The sequence below is a fragment of the Arthrobacter sp. NPDC093125 genome, from assembly GCF_044754225.1.
In the GTDB taxonomy this organism is placed as follows: Bacteria; Actinomycetota; Actinomycetes; order Actinomycetales; family Micrococcaceae; genus Arthrobacter.
Map to the genome: position 1 here is coordinate 1 of NZ_JBIVOQ010000020.1, position 20,646 is coordinate 20,646.

At 66.9% G+C, this 20,646-nt stretch carries 17 protein-coding genes; 7 read left to right on the forward strand and 10 right to left on the reverse strand.

Translation table 11 applies throughout. From position 1 onward, the window contains the following. On the forward strand, positions 1-1,065 hold a 1,065-nt coding region (locus ACIP9X_RS20965; RefSeq protein ID WP_400481677.1), incomplete at its 5' end, for a transketolase-like TK C-terminal-containing protein. A 127-nt stretch (positions 1,066-1,192) separates the two neighbouring features. On the opposite strand, the gene ACIP9X_RS20970 is transcribed toward ACIP9X_RS20965, so the two are convergent. After that, complete coding sequence (locus ACIP9X_RS20970) at positions 1,193-1,384, reverse strand: YegP family protein (RefSeq protein ID WP_400481678.1); 192 nt, start codon at positions 1,382-1,384, stop codon at positions 1,193-1,195. A 156-nt stretch (positions 1,385-1,540) separates the two neighbouring features. Here ACIP9X_RS20970 and nboR point away from each other — a divergent pair, with 156 nt between their 5' ends. Continuing rightward, on the forward strand, positions 1,541-2,194 hold the full coding sequence (gene nboR / locus ACIP9X_RS20975; RefSeq protein WP_400481679.1) for a nicotine blue oxidoreductase: 654 nt from the start codon (positions 1,541-1,543) through the stop codon (positions 2,192-2,194). 38 nt (positions 2,195-2,232) lie between these two features. Here the strand turns inward: nboR and ACIP9X_RS20980 are convergent, their stop codons facing one another. From ACIP9X_RS20980 to ACIP9X_RS21010, 7 genes are all read right to left on the reverse strand, one after another. After that, positions 2,233-2,880 carry a uracil-DNA glycosylase gene (locus tag ACIP9X_RS20980; RefSeq protein ID WP_400481680.1) on the reverse strand — a complete coding sequence of 216 codons (648 nt, stop codon included), beginning with the start codon at positions 2,878-2,880 and terminating at the stop codon, positions 2,233-2,235. A gap of 76 nt (positions 2,881-2,956) precedes the next feature. After that, positions 2,957-3,937, reverse strand: coding sequence for an aldo/keto reductase (locus tag ACIP9X_RS20985; RefSeq protein ID WP_400481681.1), 981 nt, complete (start codon positions 3,935-3,937; stop codon positions 2,957-2,959). A 136-nt stretch (positions 3,938-4,073) separates the two neighbouring features. Beyond that, positions 4,074-6,908 (reverse strand): molybdopterin-dependent oxidoreductase, encoded by a 2,835-nt coding sequence (locus ACIP9X_RS20990; protein WP_400481682.1) that lies wholly within the window; start codon positions 6,906-6,908, stop codon positions 4,074-4,076. Further along, a complete protein-coding gene (locus tag ACIP9X_RS20995) occupies positions 6,905-7,867 on the reverse strand; it encodes an FAD binding domain-containing protein (protein ID WP_400481683.1) in 963 nt (320 codons plus the stop codon). The genes ACIP9X_RS20990 and ACIP9X_RS20995 overlap by 4 nt, the downstream gene beginning before the upstream one ends. Then, positions 7,858-9,174 carry an XdhC family protein gene (locus ACIP9X_RS21000; RefSeq protein ID WP_400481684.1) on the reverse strand — a complete coding sequence of 439 codons (1,317 nt, stop codon included), beginning with the start codon at positions 9,172-9,174 and terminating at the stop codon, positions 7,858-7,860. Before ACIP9X_RS21000 ends, ACIP9X_RS20995 begins: the two co-directional genes overlap by 10 nt. Before the next feature lie 220 nt (positions 9,175-9,394). Continuing rightward, complete coding sequence (locus tag ACIP9X_RS21005) at positions 9,395-10,927, reverse strand: NCS2 family permease (protein ID WP_400481685.1); 1,533 nt, start codon at positions 10,925-10,927, stop codon at positions 9,395-9,397. 14 nt (positions 10,928-10,941) lie between these two features. Continuing rightward, positions 10,942-11,436, reverse strand: a complete 495-nt coding sequence (locus tag ACIP9X_RS21010) for a nucleoside deaminase (protein WP_400481686.1) — start codon at positions 11,434-11,436, stop codon at positions 10,942-10,944. 388 nt (positions 11,437-11,824) lie between these two features. Here ACIP9X_RS21010 and ACIP9X_RS21015 point away from each other — a divergent pair, with 388 nt between their 5' ends. Both ACIP9X_RS21015 and ligD read left to right on the forward strand, forming a co-directional pair. Further along, positions 11,825-13,237, forward strand: a complete 1,413-nt coding sequence (locus ACIP9X_RS21015; protein WP_400481687.1) for an 8-oxoguanine deaminase — start codon at positions 11,825-11,827, stop codon at positions 13,235-13,237. A 110-nt stretch (positions 13,238-13,347) separates the two neighbouring features. Beyond that, positions 13,348-14,592: a non-homologous end-joining DNA ligase gene (gene ligD / locus ACIP9X_RS21020; protein ID WP_400481688.1), complete on the forward strand. Its 1,245-nt coding sequence runs from the start codon at positions 13,348-13,350 to the stop codon at positions 14,590-14,592. 157 nt (positions 14,593-14,749) lie between these two features. Here ligD and ACIP9X_RS21025 read toward each other — a convergent pair whose 3' ends face one another. Continuing rightward, positions 14,750-14,947, reverse strand: a complete 198-nt coding sequence (locus ACIP9X_RS21025) for a hypothetical protein (RefSeq protein WP_400481689.1) — start codon at positions 14,945-14,947, stop codon at positions 14,750-14,752. Between the two features lie 360 nt (positions 14,948-15,307). Between ACIP9X_RS21025 and pucL the strand changes: the two genes are divergently transcribed. After that, complete coding sequence (pucL, locus tag ACIP9X_RS21030) at positions 15,308-16,216, forward strand: factor-independent urate hydroxylase (protein WP_400481690.1); 909 nt, start codon at positions 15,308-15,310, stop codon at positions 16,214-16,216. A gap of 250 nt (positions 16,217-16,466) precedes the next feature. After that, positions 16,467-17,948, forward strand: coding sequence for a nucleobase:cation symporter-2 family protein (locus tag ACIP9X_RS21035; RefSeq protein ID WP_400481691.1), 1,482 nt, complete (start codon positions 16,467-16,469; stop codon positions 17,946-17,948). 250 nt (positions 17,949-18,198) lie between these two features. Here the strand turns inward: ACIP9X_RS21035 and ACIP9X_RS21040 are convergent, their stop codons facing one another. Next, positions 18,199-18,954: an IclR family transcriptional regulator gene (locus tag ACIP9X_RS21040; protein ID WP_400481692.1), complete on the reverse strand. Its 756-nt coding sequence runs from the start codon at positions 18,952-18,954 to the stop codon at positions 18,199-18,201. A 220-nt stretch (positions 18,955-19,174) separates the two neighbouring features. Here ACIP9X_RS21040 and ACIP9X_RS21045 point away from each other — a divergent pair, with 220 nt between their 5' ends. Then, the gene (locus tag ACIP9X_RS21045) at positions 19,175-20,641 is read left to right on the forward strand and encodes an NAD-dependent malic enzyme (RefSeq protein ID WP_400481693.1); all 1,467 of its coding nucleotides are present in this window, start codon (positions 19,175-19,177) and stop codon (positions 20,639-20,641) included. Positions 20,642-20,646: the final 5 nt, after the last annotated feature.

Below are 20,646 nucleotides of genomic sequence, written 5' to 3' on the forward strand. Positions count from 1 at the left end.
TACCTGTCCGTGGACCGGGACCTGGTCCTGGCCTACAAGGAATCCGCCCAGGGCCAGCTGATCCACCCCGGCATCAACGAAGCCGGCGCCGTCGCGGCGTTCACCGCCGCCGGCACCGCCTACGCCACCCACGGCGTGCCGCTGATCCCGGTCTACGTGTTCTACTCCATGTTCGGCTTCCAGCGCACCGGCGACGCCTTCTGGGCAGCAGCGGACCAAATGACCCGCGGCTTCATCATCGGCGCCACCGCAGGACGGACCACCCTCACCGGCGAAGGCCTCCAGCACGCCGACGGCCACTCCCCGATCCTGGCCTCCACCAACCCCGCCGTGGTCACCTACGACCCCGCCTACGGCTACGAAATGGGCCACATCGTCCGTGACGGCATCGAACGCATGTACGGCCCCTCCGCCGCGGGTGAGACCGACCGGAACCTGATGTACTACATCACCGTGTACAACGAGCCGATCGTCCAGCCCGCCGAACCGGATGAGCTGGACGTCGAAGGTGTGCTGAAGGGCATCTACCTGCTCGCACCGGCCAAGACCGACGGCCCCCGCGCGCAGCTGCTGGCTTCGGGTGTCTCGGTGCCGTGGGCGCTGGATGCCCAGCGGATCCTCGCCGAGGACTGGGGCGTCTCCGCGGACGTCTGGTCCGTGACCTCCTGGAACGAACTGCGCCGCGACGGCCTGGCCGCCGAGGAAGAAGCGTTCCTGAACCCCGGCGAACAGGCACGGGTGCCGTTCGTCACCAAACAGCTCGAAGGCGCCCAAGGCCCCGTAGTCGCCGTCTCGGACTACATGAAGGCCGTCCCGGACCAGATCCGCCAGTTCGTCCCGAACGAGTTCGCCTCCCTCGGCGCCGACGGCTTCGGCTTCTCCGACACCCGCGCCGCAGCCCGCCGGTTCTTCAAAAACGACACCCACTCCATCGTCGTGAAAACCCTGCAGCTGCTCGCGGCGAGGGGTGAGGTGGAGGAGGGAGCGCCGTCGTACGCGATGGACCGCTACAAGCTCCTCGACGTCAATGCGGGCACCACCGGCGGAGCAGGCGGCGACGCCTGACAGCTGGTTGAGCGTGTCGAAACCCGTCGCTCGGTTTCGCTCCCCACCGGCTCAACCAACGACGACGGCGGCCCCCACCTTTCGGTGAGGGCCGCCGTCGTCATTCCAATGGCGAGCGCGCTTGGACTCAGCTCGGGAAGACTCTACGGTCTACGACAAACCCGGTGGCGGCGTTTTCACGCACCGCGGTGATGCCCGCAACAACTGCTTTGATGCTCGGATAACTGGGCGAAACGGCAACCAGGGTGCCGTCGTCCGCCTTCAGCCGGAAGCGGAACGATTCCTGTCCCGCGCTTACTATTTCGAATGTGCCTGCCATCTGCGCTCCTTCTGCCAGCTGCGCCATTGCAGCCGTCTGTAGCCCCCAATTGCCAACACGACATTTACGAGGTTAGCGACCACTAACTGGAGTAACCACCCCTACCGGCCAGTAGTCTTGCTGCCGAAGCGGAAAGGCGGTTCTAAGGTGGAGCACATGACACCCCTCCCGGCCCAGGGCGGTACCACCGCCGGTACCACCGCTGTCCTTCTCGCCGCGGGTGCCGGCATCAGGCTCGGGCTCGGCCCGAAGGCGCTTCTGCCGTTCCGCGGCCGCACCCTCGTTGAAGTGCTGGCGGACGCCCTGCTCGACGGCGGCTGCCGCGAAGTGGTGGTGGTGCTCGGGGCGGGGGCGGAGACGGTGCGGAAAGTTCCCGGGCTGCAGCGTCACACCGTGGTGGAGAACCCCGACTGGCAAACGGGCATGGGCAGCTCGTTCAAACTGGGGCTCGGCACCGCGCGGCCTCAGGACCACGTGCTCGTGGCACTCGTGGACCAGCCGGGGCTGACGCCGGAAACCGTGAGCCGGCTGCTGAAGGCACACCGTCCCGGCCGCGTTACGGCGGCCGCCTACCGGCGCCACCCGGGTTCCGAGCGTCCAGGGGACCTGCGGCGCGGGCATCCCCTGCTGCTGGATGCAACACTGCGTGCCGAAGCCGCGGCCTCCGCAACCGGCGACGCCGGTGCCCGGTTATTCCTGCAGGCGCACCCGGAGCTGATCGACCTGGTGGCCTGCACTCCGCCTCCGGGCTCCGGCCAGCCCGGCGGGAAAGACCTCGATACGCCGGACCAGCTGCACCTGCTTGACTAGTGCACCTGCTTGGCTGGTGCACCTGGGAGCTAGTGCCGCTACAGCGTGCCCGCTGCAAGGAGTTCCTGCAGCCCCTCCTTGAAGCGGGCCCTTCCGCCATGGGCAGGGTGCCTGATCTTCGGAACATCGAGGCCGTTGCGGCGGAGGCTCTGGTGGGCGACGTTGCCCACGGCCACCACCGATTCGATGGAAAAAAGCCTGGTCAGGTCCTGCCAGAACGGGGTGCCCAAAGCGGCCTCGGCGGCCGTTGGCGTGCGGTTGGTCAGCGGCTGTCCCGGCACATGGGTATGCCAGGGGCAGGCGCTCCACAGCACGGGGAGGACGTCGAGCTCGGCCAGGACCTCCCACATCACGGTGGCCGTCGGCTCCGCAGCGACGCCGGCGGCCTCCGGTGGCAGCACGTACCCTTTCGCTGCCCCGAGCAGCCCGAAGTAATTGGCGGGCCCCTGGAACATGGTGCGGTTGGTGAAGGGAACGCCGGTAATCCTCATGCCCCGGAAACCGGGGGCTTCCCCCAGCAGCAGCACCGTCGGTGCCCGCTGCTGCATCTCCCCAAAATAGGCCGCCAGGTTTTGCCGGCGCAGGGCATTCGCGGGAGCTGAGTGGTCGAAAAAGTTAGTGCACCCCGGCGGGGTTTCCACGGCGGCGAGCCGGTCGATAAAGGTGTCGATCGACGATGAGGTCATGCGCCTGCCTCCCTTTCCGCCCGGCACAGCAAACTTCCGCCCGGCATGGCGGGCCGTAAGGAACCCTGCGTTGCTGTTACCAGCGGGGGTGGATGGCCTCGCGGAAGTAGTGGTCGTAGATCCAGCGGACACCCTCGTCGAACTCTGCACCAAGCGAGACCCCCGCGGCGGCGGCGTTGGACTTGGCCTGCTCCACGTTGCGGGCGCCGGGGATGACGGAAGTGACGCCCTCCTGCGCGATGATCCAGGCGATAGCAGCCTGGGCGGTGGCTGCGCCTTCCGGCACCAGCTGCTCAAATTCAGCCACGGCCTTCAGGCCTAGCTCGTAGTCCACCCCGGAGAAGGTCTCGCCGACGTCGAACGAGCCACCGGCGCGGTTGTAGTTCCGGTGGTCGTTTTCCGGGAACGACGTCTCTTTGCTGTATTTGCCGGACAGCAGGCCGGAGGCCAGCGGCACGCGGGCGATGATTCCCACGCCGGCGGCCTTCGCCGCGGGGAGCACCGCATCCAGCGGCTTGAGGCGGAAGGCGTTGAGGATGATCTGCACGGAGGCGGTGCCCTCATGCCGGATGGCTTCCAGCGCCTCGTCGGTGCGTTCGACACTGACGCCGTAGTTCCGGATGGCGCCCTCGGAGACGAGAGTGTCCAGGGCGTCATAGACTTCGGCGTTGCTGTAGACCGCGGTGGGCGGGCAGTGCAGCTGGACGAGGTCGAGAGAATCGGTGCCCAGGTTACGGCGGGACCGGTCGACCCACTGACGGAAGTTGGCGAGGTTGTAGTTCTCCGGCTGCTGCTCCATCCTGCGGCCCATCTTCGTGGCCACGGTGATGTCCAGCCCGGGGTTGTCGGCCAGGAACGCGCCAATGGCCTGCTCGCTGCGGCCGTCCCCGTAGACGTCAGCGGTGTCGAAGAACGTCACCCCGGCCTCTGCGGACGCGGCCAGGACCGCCCGTGCCTGTGCGGGATCGACGTTGCCCCAGTCCGCGCCGAGCTGCCATGTTCCGAGTCCGACGACGGAAACATCCCGTCCGGTCTTGCCTAAAGTGCGCTGTTCCATCCTCCGACTATATGTTGCCAACCCCACACGGGCTCACTTGGCGCCCCTTCGGCGCGGTTCATTGCGGCGGTTCATTGCGGCGGTTCATTGCGGCGGTTCATTGCGGCTCTTCAGTGCCGCAGTTCAGTGCCGCAGGTCATTGGGCGCTGAGTGAGCCCGCTTTGCTTCTGGGTTCGGGGACGAGGCCGGCTTCCTTCAGGCCCAGGTAGATCTTGTCCCGCGCGATGGGAAGCTCGGCAAACCGCACGCCCGTGGCATTGCGGATGGCGTTGGCCAGGGCAGGCGCCACGGGATTGAACGGGCTTTCGCTCATCGACTTTGCACCCAGCGGCCCCAGCGAATCGTTCGTTTCGGCGAAGTACACCTCGCTGCGCGGCACGTCCGCGAACGACGGGATGTGGTACTGGCGCAGGATGTCCGTGGTGACCCGGCCGCCGTCGTCCACCCTGACCTCCTCGTACAGCGCGGCCCCCAGCGCCTGGGCTATGCCGCCTTCGATCTGGCCGCGGCACTGCCTCGGATTGACCACGACGCCGGCGTCCGCTGCCTGCACGCTCTGCAGGATCCGCAGCTCCCCGGTGCCGGTGTTGACGGCAACGCGGAAACCGTGGACGTTGAACGCGATGGACCGGGGGGTGCCGCCCCAGCGGCCCTCGGCAACGAGTTCGACGCCGGCTTCCGCAGCCTCGTGCGCCAGTTCCGCCAGCGGCACGCGGCTTCCCTCGCACACCACTGCGTCGCCGTCGAGCAAGCAGCCCGAGGACTGGACCTGGCGGACGCCGGCGGCAAAGGCGCGGATCCGCACCGCCAGTTCCTCGGCCGCGGCGAGCGTGGCCTTGCCTGCCACCACCGTGCCGGACGAGCCAAAGGCACCGGTATCGTGTTCGATCAAGTCCGTGTCGGACTGCCGCACCGCGACCCGGCCGGCATTCGTGGACAGCGCAGTGGCCGCGAGCTGGGCGTGCACTGTGGTGGTGCCGTTGCCGAATTCTGCGGTTCCGACGTCGGCAACGTAGGTGCCGTCCGGCAGCAGCCGGAGTTTCGAGTGGGCGAAGTGCCCGCGCGGCGGGACGGTGTCGATCATGGACAACGCGGTGCCCTCGCCGATGGCCCACTCCGGTCCCAGGTCATCCAGTCCGGCGGCGCGGTACCGTTCACGGCCCCGTGCCAGCGCGTCCTGCACCAGCCGCGTGCACTGGTCCAGGCCGTAGCTGCCGTAGAGGACGTCCTCCTCGGGTTCGGAGTGGGTGGAGAGCATGTCGTCACCCTCGCGGACCATGTTGCGGCGGCGGAATTCGAGCGGATCCATGCCGATGCCGGCGGCCAGCTCGTCGATGCCGGATTCGATGGCGAAGATCATCTGGCTCAGGCCGTAGCCGCGGAAGGCGCCGGAGGGGACGGTGTTGGTGTAGACCGCCTGGGCATCGACCTTCTTGTTGGCGCATTTGTACACGGCCAGTGATTCGCCGCAGCCGTGGAACATCACGCCGGGGGAATGGTTTCCGTAGGCGCCGGCGTTTGTGAGCACGTCGAGCTCCAGGGCGGTAAGCCGGCCGTCTCTGCTGGCGCCGGCCTTGAGTTTGATGGTGAACGGGTGCCGGGTGGTGGTGGCCGTGAACTGTTCGGTGCGCGTGAACTCGAGCTGCACCGGGCGCTTCAACCTGAGGGCCGCGAGCGCCGCGATGTCCTCGGTGAGCACCTCCTGCTTGCCGCCGAAGCCGCCGCCCACCCGGCCCGTCACCACATGGACCTGCTCCTCGGGCAGCCCGAACAGCCGGCACAGGGTGCGGCGGACCAGGAACGGGACCTGGCTCGAGGTACGGATCTGCAGCCTGCCCGCGTTGTCCACGGAGGCGATGGACGAGTGCGTCTCAAGCGCCACGTGCTGCACCCGCTGTGTCCGGTACGTCTGCTCGTGGACGAAGTCGGCCTCAGCGAAGCCGTCCTGCACGCTGCCGAGTTCGGAGTGCAGTTCGGCCACCACGTTGTCCTTGGGCCTGCTGATCCTTGCCGCGGCGCTGTCCTTGTCGCCGTGGATCGCCGGCGCTCCGGGAAGAAGGGCGTCCTGGGGCGTGAACACGGCCGGGAGTTTTTGGTACTGCACCTTCAGTGCCCGGACGCCCGCTTCGGCAGCCCCCACCGATTCAGCGACGACGGCTGCAATGCGCTGGCCGCGGAATCTCACCACGTCGTCCAGCAGCCGGGTGTCGTCGGGGTCGTCCGTGTAGAGCTCGTGCTGGGCGGTGGAAAACAGTTGGTCGGGAGCATCCTCGGAGGTGAAGACGGCCACGACGCCCGGAACGTCCAGTGCGGCGGTCTTGTCGATGGAGCCCACCCGGGCGTGCGGGTGCGGGGACCGGAGCAGCTTCATGTGCAGCAGTCCCGGAAGCTCCTCCGCCGGTACATCCAGGGTGTAGCGGGCCTTGCCGGTGACCACTGCGCGGCTCGCGGGAGCGGGCACGTCGTCGCCGAGCTGCCCGGGGCTTGGCTGCGGCTGGCCTTCTCCGGCGATGCCGGACCCCTGGCCCTGCGGGTCCGGGTGTCCCTCGTGGCCGCAGATTGCGTCACCAATGGCGCGGTAGCCGGTGCAGCGGCAGAGGTTGCCTTTGAGGTTGCGCGGCAGATTCTCCTTTTGGAACTCGTCGAAGGTTGCAGCCGTCATGACCATGCCCGCGGTGCAGAATCCGCACTGGAACCCCTGCCGGTCCAGGAACTGCTGCTGCATCGGATGCAGCCCGGCGTCCCCCGCCAGCCCCTCGATGGTGGTGACCTCTTGGCCCTCGGCACGCACCGCCGGATAGATGCAGCTGTGCACCGGGGTTCCGTCCACGTGTACTGTGCAGGCTCCGCAGTCGCCGCCGTCGCAGCCCTTCTTCACGCCCAGGTTGCCCTGCTCGCGCAGGAAGGTGCGCAGGCACTGGCCCGGGCGGGGCGCCGTTCCGGCAGGTACTCCGTTGATGTCGATGCTCATGCTCGGGTGTCTTTCTGCGGGGTGGTCGTGGTGCGGGCGGCGTGCCTTTCCGGCGGCCAGAAGTCGCCGGACACCGCCAGGGGCAGGGCGCTGCCCGGCCCGGGGCGGACGCCGTCCGGCGCGGCGAGTTCGCCGCGGATCTCCTCGGCGAGCCGGTAGGTCATGTCGCGGCGCCACGCGGGCAGCCCGTGGATGTCGTCATGGTAGAGGGAGCCGGGGATGGCTTCGTCCAACCCATGTTTGAGTTCGGCCGAGTCCGGCAAGCGGGTGAAGCGGAGCTGCACGGGCCGTTTCGTTGCGGCGGTGACTGTGAGCGTCAGCTGCATGCCGGCGTCGAGCCTTCCAACGAGCAGCACCCCCGACCGTCCGAGGTTACTCAGCGAGAGGCGGCGGAAGGCAACGCGTTCTGACAGCGCCGGGGCCGGGAGACGGATGCTGCGGAGCAGCTCCCCCGGTGCCAGGACGTTCTGTCCGTCTCCGGTGACGAAGCCGACGACCGGCAGCTCACGGCTGGCGCCGCCCGGGCCGAGGATGGTGGCCGTGCCGTCGAGGCCGGCGCAGAGCGAGATCATGGGTCCGGCCGGCAGTGAGGTGCAGAGGTTGCCGCCCACGGTGGACATGTTCCACACCTTGAAGGAGGCCACAAAGGAATCGCAGCAGGGCCGGATGAGGTCGAGGGCAGGCCACTCACCGGCACGGCCGGCAACCTGCGGCGAGTCCGGGAGGGCGTAGAGTTCCGCGACCGTGCAGGTGGCGGCCAGCTCGATCCCTCCGTCGGTCACCGTGATGGCGGGCCAGCCCGCCGAGCCAAGGTCCAGCAGCCGCCGGAGCGGTTCGGGGCCGAAGGCGTAGCTGCCGTAGGAAAAAAGGACGGTACCCCCGGCGAGCCAGGCGTCGCCGTCGCGCCATTCGGCCGGGTCCGTTGTGCGGACCATGGCTTCAATGGTGTTCATGTCCATGGCGTCACCTTGTTTTCTGTGGAGGCGTCTGTGGAGGCGTCTGTGGACGCGCATTGGGAGGGCCGGTGGATGGGGCCGGCAGTGTTCCGCAGCGGCGTGCAGGACGGCACCCCGCCGGCGGCCATAGTTCGTGCGGCGATCAGCTCTGCCGTGATAGACACTGCCACCTCGGCCGGTGTGACGGCTCCGAGGTCGAGCCCGACCGGGGAATGGAGCCGGCCCAGCCGTTCCGGGGCTACGCCCGAGGCCAGCAGTTCGTCCACACGCTGGCGGTGGCTGCGCCGCGAGCCCATCGCTCCAACAAACGCCATGTCCAGGGCCAGCGCCTCTCTCAGTAGCGGAATGTCGAACTTGGGATCGTGGGTGAGGACGCAAATGGCAGTGCGGGAGTCGATGTTTCCGGCGGCGGCCTCGGCCGCCAGGTAGCGGTGGGGCCAGTCCGTCACGACATCGTCGGCACTCTCAAAACGGGTCTGGGCGGCAAACGCTGGGCGGGCATCCACGAGCGTCACGCGGTACCCGAGCAGTTTCGCCGCCGGCACCAGGGCCGCCCCGAAGTCGTTCGCGCCGACCACCAGCATGCGCGGCGGCGGCAGACGGCTTTCCACGAGGAGCGTGACGGGCTCGGGCCGCGGGATGTCTGGGTCTTCGGGCCGGGATGTGCCCGACGGTTCGGACGTGCCCGCGAAGCAGCCTCCGGCGGGGGCGAGCCGGACGAGCCCGGTGCGCCCGCCGCGCAGCAGCGGTTCAAGCTGGGCCGCGGCTGCTGCCAGTGCTACTGCTGAAACACCGTAGGCATTACTTTGGCGCGCGGCGCCTCGGTTACCTTGCAAACCGAGAAGGGCCGCCAGCGCAGCCGACTCCGCTGCCTTGAAGGTGGCCGGGTCAGGAACCACGACGGCGCCACTCCCGGTGAGGTCCACCCTGCGGATGAGTGCCACCGGGCTCCCAGGGGCCTGGCGCAGCCACTCGCTGTAGGTCCTGCCGAGCGCGTCGAGGGGTTCGATGTGGACCTCGAGTTCGCCGCCGCAGGTGAGTCCGGCGGCGAAGGCGTCGGCGGCACTGTAGCCGAACTGCTCAAGCCGGCTGCCGCCGTCGTGCATTGCTTCCAGTGCCGCCTCGACGACGGCTCCCTCCACGCAACCGCCGGAGATGCTGCCGAGGACGTCGCCGGATTCGGAGACCATCATGGAGGTTCCCATCGGGCGCGGCACAGAACCGCTGGTGCCCACGACCGTGGCAACGGCGCACCGTTGCCCTGCGGCCGCCGGCAGCCAGCCGGCGAGGGAAGGCATTAGATCCAACATAGCTGCACTCCCTTTTCCTGGGCTGCGGTGGTTTCCATATTCTCGTTCCTATCGGCGGCCGGCGAAAGCACCGGCAGAGGTGGTGCAGGTTGGGACGGGGCCGGGTTGCGGACGTGGGGTGTGGACCGGGACAGGCCCCATCTGCCTGTCCCGGTCCGGTCTAAGGGCTGCGTCTGCAGCCGGGCGCTTTACGCCTAGCAGGTTTACGCGCCGAGCCTGTCTACGCGCCGAGCAGGGCGCTCACTGGTCCGCGGGCGAAGTAGACGAGGAAGCCCGCCGTGACCACCCACATGAGCGGGTGGATCTTCTTCGCCTTGCCGGAGGCCGCCCCGATCACTGCCCAGGACACGAAGCCGACGCCGATGCCGTTGGCGATCGAGTAGGTCAGCGGCATGGTGACGATGGTCAGGAAGGCCGGCAGTGCCACGGCGAACCGGGTGAACTTGATCTCGCGGATCTGCGCCATCATCATTGCCCCGACCACAACGAGGGCGGCGGCGGCCACTTCGAGCGGCACAACGCTGGTGAGCGGGGTGAGGAACATGGACCCGAGGAACAGGACGCCGGTCACCACCGAGGCCAGGCCCGTCCTCGCGCCCTCCCCGATGCCTGCGGCGGAGTCGATATACACAGTGTTGGAGGACCCGGACGTCGCGCCTCCTGCTACAGCCCCGACGCCTTCAACGATGAAGGCGGACTTGAGCCGCGGGAAGGTGCCGTCCTTGTGGGCCACGCCGGCGCTCTTGGCGAGACCCGTCATGGTGCCCATGGCGTCAAAGAAGTTGGTGAACACCAGGGTGAAGACGAGCATTGTGGCGGCGAGTGCCCCGATCCGGCCGAAGGCGCCGAACAGGTCGAACTGGCCAACCAGGCCAAGATCCGGGGCGGACACGAGCTGGCCTGAGAGGACCGGCGTGTTCAGGTGCCAGCCTCCGGGGTTGTCCTTGCTACCCGGACCGATGTGGAAGACCGCTTCGACGACGGCGGCCAGCACGGTGGTGGCGACGATGCCGATGAGCAGTCCGCCCTGCACCTTGCGGGCGACGAGGATGCCCATGACGAGCAGGCCGACGATGAACACCAGGGTGGGTAGGGACGTGATGGAGCCATTCTCCCCCAGCTGCACGGGAGGCCCGCCGGCGGTGGGGCGGACAAAGCCGGAATCAACAAAGCCGATGAAGGCGATGAACAGGCCGATGCCCACGGTGATGGCGGCCTTGAGCTCCTTGGGTACGGCCCGGAAGATCGCTGTCCGTGCGCCGGTGACGCCGAACAGGACGATCAGGATGCCGTTGATGACCACCAGGCCCATGGCCTCGGCCCAGGTGACCTCCTGGATGACTGCCACGGCGAGGAAGGAGTTGATGCCGAGGCCGGCAGCAAGACCGAATGGCAGGTTGGCGATAAGCCCGAAGAGGATGGTCATCACTCCGGCGGTGAGGCCTGTGACCGCGCCTACCTGCGCCGCCGAGAGCCATCCGCCGGCGACGTCCGTGGGAGCGTTGTCAGCGGTGAAGCCGCCCAGAATGAGCGGGTTGAGGATGACGATATACGCCATGGTGAAGAAGGTGACCAGGCCGCCGCGCAGTTCGCGTGCCAGGGTTGAGCCGCGCTGGGTGATCTGGAAGAAGCGGTCCAGGATGGCGTTCGACGGCGTGGCTTTCGGGGAGGGTGCGGGCTGTTTGCCCGGCGTGCGCGTGGTTTTCGTGGCCGCGGTTTCGGGGCCGTCAGGCGTCTTGTCGAGAATGGTCATTGGAACCACTGGTCCTAGTAATCGATCCTGGAATCGAGCGTGTTCCATGTGGTGAATGGTGCGAGAATGGCCGGGGCCTGCGGGTCTGCTAGACCCAGTTTGGAGACCGGCATGAGGGCGTCCCGGTCGGCGTTGTCGAAATACTCGTAGAAAACGGCGTCGTCGAAGCCGACGGAGGCGGCGTCGTGCCGGTCAGCGGCGAACACCACGCGGTCGATCCGGGCCCACAGGGCGGAGGCGAGGCACATGGGGCAGGGCTCGCAGCTGCTGTAGAGGGTGGCTCCGCGAAGATCGAAGGTGCCCAACTCGCTGCAGGCCCGGCGAATGGCCGTCACCTCGGCGTGGGCGGTGGGGTCGTTGGTGGCGGTGACGCGGTTGACGCCGTCGAACGCCTGGCCATCAGCGGTGACGATGACCGCGCCGAACGGTCCCCCGCTGTTGAGGACGTTCGCGGTTGCAAGCTCAATGGACCTGGCCAGGAATTGTTCGGCCGTGACGGTGGTACTCATGATGCGCTCCCTTGGGGTGGAAGCCGGTACCCCGTGACGGGATCAAACACCAGTGCGACGGATACCAGGCTTCAGCATGTGCTTTGAAGGTTTAGTTGCGCCTGGTAGATAGCTTCCCGGTCTCCCGGTGCCCGCCTTTGGCAAGATCGAGATTAGCACCGACGTGTGGCCCGCGCCATAGTGTTTTGAAAAGTTAATTTCGTGATGTGAAATCCTGGTTCTTGGCTCTCCACTCCGGATTGCCCCGGCGACTGTCACACTCGGCGGCGTTGACGCACCGTTGGCCCGCCTCTACGCTGGGCCTACCGCCGCACATGGCGCGACCTGGATCAGCAGACAGGGCACCACTGAGCTGGCTTTTCATCGGCACGCTCAGACAGGAACCGCAATGTCCCGTACGTCCCCCGCTTCGTCCAGAGACCGCACATCCACACACCGTTCGTCCACCGAGCACCGTCCGCGGCTTTGGATCCGCAACCCGCTCGCAGCCTTCACCGGCAACAGCCTCGACGCGTCCGGCGGCATCGTGGTCTCCGGCGGCAAAATCCAGGAAGTCCTCGGCCCCGGTGCGCAGCCGTCGGCGCCCTGCGAGGAAACGTTCGACGCCGGCAGCCACGTCCTGCTCCCGGGCTTGATCAACACCCACCACCACTTCTACCAAACACTCACCCGTGCCTGGGGACCTGTGGCCAACGCGCCGCTGTTCCCGTGGCTGCAGCACCTTTACCCGGTGTGGGCCCGGCTCACGCCCCGCGACCTCGAGCTCGCAGCTACAGCCGCCCTTGGCGAGCTGCTGCTGTCCGGCTGCACCACCGCGGCCGACCACCACTACGTGTTCCCCGCGGGCATGGAGGATGCCATCGACATCGAGGTCGAGGCGGTGCGCAGGCTGGGGATGCGGGCCACGCTCACCCGCGGCTCGATGAGCCTGGGAGAGAACGACGGCGGCCTGCCGCCCCAGTCGACGGTGCAGTCGCCGGAAGTGATCCTGGCCGACAGTGAGCGGGTGATCGGGCAGTACCACGAACGCGGCGAGGGCGCGGTGATCCAGATCGCCCTGGCACCATGCTCGCCGTTTTCGGTGACCAAAGAGCTGATGGCCGAGAGCGCACTGCTGGCCGAGCGGCTCGACGTCCGGCTTCACACGCACCTGGCCGAGACCCTGGACGAGGAGGAGTTCTGCCGGGAGATGTACGGGCTCCGGACGGTGGACTACCTGGACAGCGTGGGCTGGCTGACGGAGCGGACCTGGCTGGGGCACGGCATCCATTTCAGCGACGCCGAGATCGCCCGGCTGGGCGCCGCGGGCACCGCCGTCGCGCATTGCCCGACCTCCAACATGCGTCTCGCCTCGGGTACCGCCCGCGTCCTGGAACTTGAGGACGCGGGAGTCCCCGTGGGGCTGGGCGTGGACGGATCGGCGTCGAACGATGCGTCCAACATGATCCTCGAGGCGCGGCAGGCGCTGTATCTGCAGCGGCTGCGCTACGGGGCTGACGTGCCCGTGGAACGCGCGTTAGGGTGGGCCACGCGCGGGTCGGCCGCTGTGCTGGGGCGGAGCGACCTCGGGCAGCTGGCTCCCGGGATGCAGGCGGACCTGGCACTGTTCAGGCTGGACAACCTGCGCTTTTCCGGCAGCCACGATCCCGTTGCCGCACTGCTGCTGTGCGCGGCGGACCGGGCGAACCGGGTGATGGTGGGCGGGCAGTGGCGCGTGGTGGACGGGCAGATCCCCGGGCTGGACCTCGGCCGGCTCATCGCAGAACACTCAGCGGCGGCGCGCAGGCTTGTTGCCGGCTGACCCCGCCTGGGCCCGGCCGTTTCGATGGTTCCCGGCGCGGACGATGGTTCGAACCTACTAGTGCGCAGGGAACCATCGAAATGGAGGGTGCCTGCTGCTAGCGTGGCGGCATGAACCCGTCGAAGACGCCGGCCGAGATCCTCAACGTTGACGGCACCGAGGTCCGCATCTCGAGCCCGGACAAGGTGGTGTTCCCCGAGCCCGGGCTGACGAAGCTCGATTTGGTGCGCTACTACCTGGCCGTCGCCGATGGAGCGCTGCGCGGCGCCGGCGGCCGGCCGATGGTGCTCAAGCGCTTCCCGAAGGGCATCGACGCGGAGCCGTTCTTCCAAAAGCGCGTGCCCGAAAACCACCCCGACTTCATTGACACGACGACGCTGCACTACGCATCGGGGACGTCGGCTGAGGAGGCCGTCATCCGGGACGCCGCGGGCCTGGCGTGGGTGGTGAATCTTGGCTGCCTCGACCTCAACCCGCATCCGGTGCGGGCCGAGGACCTGGAGCATCCGGACGAGCTCCGGGTGGACCTCGATCCAATGCCGGGGGTCGGCTGGTCCCAGATCGTCGACGTCGCGTACGTCGCCCAGGAGGTTCTTGACGACGTGGGACTCGTGGCGTGGCCGAAGACGAGCGGGTCGCGGGGACTCCACATTCTCGTGCGCATCTCGCCGCAATGGTCGTACCGGGATGTACGGCTCGCTGCCGAGACTCTCGCCAGGGAGGTCGAAAACCGCGCTCCCGGCCTCGCCACCGCGCGGTGGTGGAAGGAGGAGCGGGGAGAGAGTGTGTTTGTCGACTTCAACCAGAACGCCAAGGACCGCACCGTGGCATCGGCGTACTCGGTCCGGCCCCTGCCTGACGCCCGGGTCTCAACGCCGCTCACCTGGGACGAGACCCGCTCCATCCGGCCGGAACAATTTACCGTCCCTACAGTTCTCGAGCGCTTCGCGGACGTAGGCGACCCTCACGGCGGCATCGATGACGCCGTCGGCACGCTCGACGGGCTTCTTGCCCTGGCCGAGAAGCTGGGCCCGGCCGAGAAACCGCCGCGCGGAGGTAACGGTTCCGGCCGCCGACAATCGGTCATGCCGCTGATCGAAGTGGCCCGCACCAAGACCAAGCCCGAGGCGCTGGCCGCGCTCGATGAGTGGAAGTCCCGGCACGCGGACGTGGTCCCTGCCCTGCACCCGGCCGATGTGCTCGTCGACGGGATGCGCGGATCGAGCTCGCTCTGGTACAGGGTGCGGGTGAACCTGCAGCACGTCCCCGAAGCGGAGCGCCCGCCCCAGGAGGGGCTCATCGCCGACTACGACCCGTGGGCCGGCAAGGAGTGGCCGGGGCGTCCGGTGTCCTGACGTCGGTGCACCCGCACTCGCCTGACTACCTGCTGGCGCATGGTCTGCGGACGCGCAAATAGTCCGGTGACACGCAAATGGTCCGGTGACACCTGAATTTCGGTGTCGCCAGACCATATGCGCGTCCTGCGGCAATTCCTGCGTCGCCGCCGCGGCGCTACGGCCGCCTGCCGAACCCCGGGAGGCTGTGGATCCAGCGCGAGATCCGTCCCGGAGCGTGGACCCTGTCTGCAGGAAGGTAGAAATCCGGGTCCGCTCCGCCTCCGCTGGGGAGGTAGAACTCCTGGACAGGAGGCGTGGCCGCCTGGGCCGGTGCAGTGGACGGGGTGCTGGGTGAATGGTCCTGCGGGTTCATCTGATCCTCCTCTTCGGGTTCGGTGTCTATGTCCGCGGTTTCGCTATGCGGAAAAATTCTTTTGCTGTGTGAAAAGCCTACGCTGGCGGCGATGCGCGGTCAATAGCCCCACGGACGCTTCCGGTCACAATCCTGATTTTCAGAAAGTGATGTACACCACCGGCCGAGCTGGGCTACGCTTGTAAGCAATTCGTGGCCCAGGTCACGTAACCTGGGAGCAGCAGGCAGGGTCGTAATGAGCTGGCATCAATGGATGCCGGCTCTTTTTTGTTGGGTCGGCTCCACCGGAAACGCGTTTGAAAGCGCGCTTAATTTCAATGATGGAACCGCGTTCCACATCACGGAAGTTGGGAACAGACCATGAGCAGCAAGATCATCCTCGGCCAGAACCAGTACGGCAAGGCCGAAGTCCGGGTCGTCAAAATCACCCGGGACACCGACCGCCACGAAATAGAAGACCTGAACGTCACCTCGCAGCTCCGGGGCGACTTTGCCGCCGCCCACCTCGAAGGCAACAACAGCCACGTCGTGGCCACGGACACCCAGAAGAACACCATCTACGCCTTCGCCAGGGACGGCATCGGCTCCCCCGAGGCGTTCCTGCTGCGCCTTGGCGAGCACTTCACCTCGAGCTTCGACTGGGTCTCCGGCGGACGCTGGGAAGCCGAGTCCTACAGCTGGGAGCGGATCCACGCGCACGGCAGCGAGCACGATCACTCCTTCGTGCGCAAGGGCCAGGAAGTCCGCACCGCCGTCCTCGTGAAGGACGGCGCGGCGACCCACCTCATCTCCGGCCTCAAGGACCTGACCGTCCTGAAGTCCACCCAGTCTGGCTTCGTGGGATACCCGAAGGACAAGTACACCACCCTGCCCGAGACCACCGACCGCATCCTGGCCACCGACGTCTCCGCCCGCTGGCGGTTCAAGCAGGGCACTGATTTCAGCTCGTTGGATTTCAACAAGAGCTACGAGGACATCAAGAGCCTGCTGCTCGAAGGGTTCACCGAGAAGTACTCCCACGCCCTGCAGCAGACTCTGTTCGACATGGGAACCAAGGTCCTGGAGGCCCACAGCGAACTCGACGAGATCAAATTCTCGATGCCGAATAAGCACCACTTCCTGGTGGACCTCTCGCCGTTCGGGCTCGACAACCCCAACGAGGTCTTCTTCGCCGCGGACCGGCCCTACGGCCTGATTGAGGCCACGGTCCAGCGCGACGACGCCGCGCCCGCCGAGATCGCCTGGTCGGGCATCGCCGGCTTCTGCTGAAACCGCAGCCGGCCGGCCCGCGGACACAAGCTCCGCGGGCCCGCCGCTACCACCAGCACCACCCCGGGTTCCGAGTTTTTGTCCAGATATCGCGACTTCGGGACCCCTAACCCTTAATAAGTGGACAAAAACTCCAAGCCACAGGCCACTTCCAACGGCCCGGCGCCAAGCCCGCACCACAAGACCCAAATTGTTAGCCAGACATTGTTAGCCAGACGAAGGCGTCTGCCATGAACCAAGGAAGTCTGCCATGAACACCAAGAAAAAAGCCCGCACTGCGGCAGTCCGCCCCGAAGACCAGAGACTGTCGCTGGGCGCGACCTTCGCGTACGGCTTCCAGCACGTCCTCACGATGTACGGAGGCATCATCGCCCCGCCGCTGATTATTGGCGCGGCAGCCGGAATGTCGTCGCAGGACATCGGCCTGCTCATCGCTGCCTGCCTTTTTGTCGGCGGACTGGCCACCATCCTGCAAACCGTCGGCGTCCGTTTCTTCGGGTCGCAGCTGCCTCTGGTGCAGGGTGTCTCCTTCGCCGGCGTCTCCACCATGGTCGCCATCGTCCATGGAGGCGGCGGGATCCAGGCGGTTTTCGGTTCCGTCATTGCGGCCTCGCTGATCGGCCTGCTCATCACGCCGCTGTTCTCGAAGATCATCCGCTTCTTCCCGCCGGTTGTGACGGGCACGGTGATCACCACCATCGGACTGACCCTGATGCCCGTAGCGGCCAACTGGGCCATGGGCGGCAACAAGGCTGCCCCCAACTACGGCAGCATGGCCAACATCGGCCTGGCCGCGGCAACCATGGCGATCGTCCTCCTGCTCAGCAAGGTCGGCAGCGCCGCCATTTCCAGGTTATCGATTCTGCTGGCCATGGTTCTGGGCACGCTCATCGCCTTCGTCTTCGGAATGGCTGACTTCTCGAAAGTGGGCCAGGGCGAAATCGTCGCCTTCCCCACGCCGTTCGCGTTCGGGGCCCCCACCTTCGAGATCGCCGCGATCATTTCCATGCTCATCGTCATCCTCGTGACCCTCACCGAAACCTCGGCGGACATCATTGCCGTGGGCGAGATCGTGGGCACGAAGGTCGACTCCAAGCGGATCGGCGACGGGCTGCGCGCGGACATGCTCTCCAGCGCAATCTCCCCGTTGTTCAACTCCTTCACCCAGAGCGCCTTCGCGCAGAACGTGGGCCTCGTTGCGATCACAGGCGTCAAGAGCCGCTTCGTGGTCAGCGCCGGCGGCCTGATCCTCGTGATCCTTGGCCTGCTGCCGGTGCTTGGCCGTGTGGTCGCAGCGGTGCCGACCCCCGTCCTGGGCGGTGCCGGCGTCGTACTCTTTGGAACTGTCGCCGCAAGCGGCATCCGGACGCTGTCCAAGGTGGAGTACCGCAACAACATGAACCTGATCATCGTGGCTGCGTCCATCGGGTTCGGCATGATCCCGATCGCGGCGCCGGCGTTCTATGACCAGTTCCCGTCCTGGTTCGGCACCATCTTCCACTCCGGCATCAGCTCGGCGGCGGTGATGGCCATCCTGCTGAACCTGCTCTTCAACCACCTCAAGGCGGGCAACTCGGAAAACCAGTCGGTCTTCGTGGCCGGCACCGGGCGCGTGGTTCGCGAGGAGGACCTGCAATGCCTGGCCGACGGCGACCGCTTCGAAGGCGGGAAGCTGATCGACTGCGACGGTAAGGAAGTCCCAATCCAGGCCTCCTCAACGTCCGAGCACTGACCCACTCGGCGCAACCCAAAGCGCGAACGGACACTTGTGGCCCTTCTTTCCGCGGACCGCGGGGCCACAAGTGTCCGTTCGCGCTTCGTTACCCTCCGGGCGCTTCGTTACGGTCCGGGCGCACGACGGCGGCACTCACCAAGGGGGCTCAAGTGTCCGTTCGCGCGGGGAAAAAGAAGAGCGCGAACGGACACTTGTGGCCCTTCTTTCCGCAGACTGCGGGGCCACAAGTGTCCATTCGCGCTGAGGGTTAGTTTTGGTTGAACTCGTCGGAGATGGCCTTGGCTGCTTCGCGGAGCAGCGGGACTGCGCGCTCGGCGAAGGACTCATCGACGCGCGACACGGGCCCGGATACCGAGATGGCGGTCGGGGTGGGGGCGTTGGGCACCGCCATGGCGAAGCACCGCACGCCGAGCTCCTGCTCCTCCTCGTCAATGGAGTACCCCCGCTCGCGGATCAGCTTCAGGTCCGCGAGAAGGTCATCGATGTCACCGATGCTCTTGGGGGTGGGGGTGGGCATGCCCGTGCGGGCCACGATTCCGCGGACCGCCTCGTCGTCGAGCTGAGCCAGGATGGCCTTGCCCACGCCTGTGTCATGGGTGTGGGCACGTCGGCCTACCTCGGTGAACATGCGCATCGAGTGCAGCGAAGGAACCTGCGCCACGTAAATGACCATGTCGGAGTCCAGCACGGCCATGTTCGACGTCTCGCCGAGCCGGTCCACCAGGGACTTGAGCTGCGGCCGGGCCAGGGCGCCCAGCTGTTTGTTGGCACCTTCGCCCAGGCGGATCAGCCGGGGGCCGAGGGCGTAGCGGCGGTTCGGCAGCTGGCGGATGTAGCCCAGCGTGACCAGCGTGCGCAGAAGCCGGTGGATGGTGGGAAGCGGCAGGTCCGTGGAGGAGGAGAGCTCGCTGAGCGTGACGTCTCCCCCGGCGTCCGTGATGAGTTCCAAAAGTTCGAAGACGCGCTCAACGGACTGCACGCCTCCCGCGGCTTTCTCTGCCATTCCGTCTTCTCCAGGGGTAGTTTCCGACAACTCTTATCCGCATTGTGAAAAGAGTTGCTTAGAAATCCCAAGATACAGGACAGCCGGGTCCCCGTCGATGCACCGAACTGATGCGCCCAAGGGCTTGTCTTTCCATGAAGTAGATAATAATATCCATAATACGAAAACATTCAGAGGCGTCAGCCAAGCCCGGCAAACGGGCCCTACAGGAGGACATTCAATGGCGAACCCGAGCCCCGGCAATTCGATCACCCTGCGCGTTGAGGCGCCGTCCAGCTTCAGCGCCACCAGCGAGCTCGCGGCCGCCGTCGGTGCCGCCGGAGCGGCCATCACCGCGCTGGACGTCACCGAGTCCCACCACGAGACCCTGGTTGTGGACGTCACCTGCAACACCACGGATGACGACCACGCAAACCGTGTCAAGGACGCCCTCAACGCGCTCGACGGCGTCAAAGTCCGCAACGTTTCGGACCGCACCTTCCTGATGCATTTGGGCGGCAAGCTCGAAGTCGTTCCCAAGGTGGCCCTGCGCAACCGCGACGATCTCTCCCGCGCCTACACACCCGGCGTCGCCCGCGTCTGCCTCGCCATCGCGGAGAACCCCGACGCCGCCCGGAACCTTACGGTCAAGCGCAACACCATCGCCGTGGTCACCGACGGCTCCGCCGTCCTGGGTCTCGGCAACATCGGCCCGGCAGCCGCGCTTCCGGTCATGGAGGGCAAGGCCGCGCTGTTCAAGCAGTTCGCCAACGTAGACGCCTGGCCGGTCTGCCTGGACACCCAGGACACCGAGGAAATCATCAAAATCGTCAAGGCCCTTGCCCCCGTCTACGGCGGCGTTAACCTCGAAGACATCGCAGCCCCGCGCTGCTTCGAGATCGAAAACCGGCTGCGTGAAGAGCTCGACATCCCAGTCTTCCACGACGACCAGCACGGCACCGCCATCGTCACGCTGGCCGCCCTGGTCAACGCCCTGCGTGTGGTGGGCAAGAAGCTCAACGAGGTGAAGATCGTGGTTTCCGGCGTCGGCGCCGCGGGCTCTGCGATCATCCAGCTCCTCAAGGCACAGGGCGCGCAGCACATCATCGCTGCCGGCCGCTCCGGCGCCATCCACTCGGGCGAGAAGTACGACGACGAGCACCGCAGCTGGATTGCCGCCAACACCAACGCGGAAGGCTTCTCCGGAACCCTGCATGAGGCGCTCAAGGGCGCGGACGTTTTCATCGGCGTGAGCGCCCCGCACGTCATCGGCGAGGAACAGGTCGCGTCGATGACGGACAACGCCATCGTGTTCGCCATGGCCAACCCGACGCCGGAAATCGACCCCACGGTGGCATCCAAGCACGCCGCCGTCGTCGCCACCGGCCGCAGCGACTTCCCGAACCAGATCAACAACGTGCTGGCCTTCCCGGGCTTCTTCCGCGGGCTGCTGGACGCCGGGGCATCGGACATCACGCCGGAGATGCTGGTGGCCGCCGCCGAGGCGATTGCCAACCGTGTTGCTGACGACGAGCTCAACGCCAGCTACATCATCCCCAGCGTCTTCGACCCCCACGTGGCCGCCGACGTCGCGGCAGCAGTTGCCGCGGCGGCCCACGCCGCAGCGGGTACTGGCGTCGCGGCGGCAACAGCGGAAGACTCAACAGAAGCAGCAGCTTCGGCCGCCACAGCCTTCGCCAACGCCTGATTAGC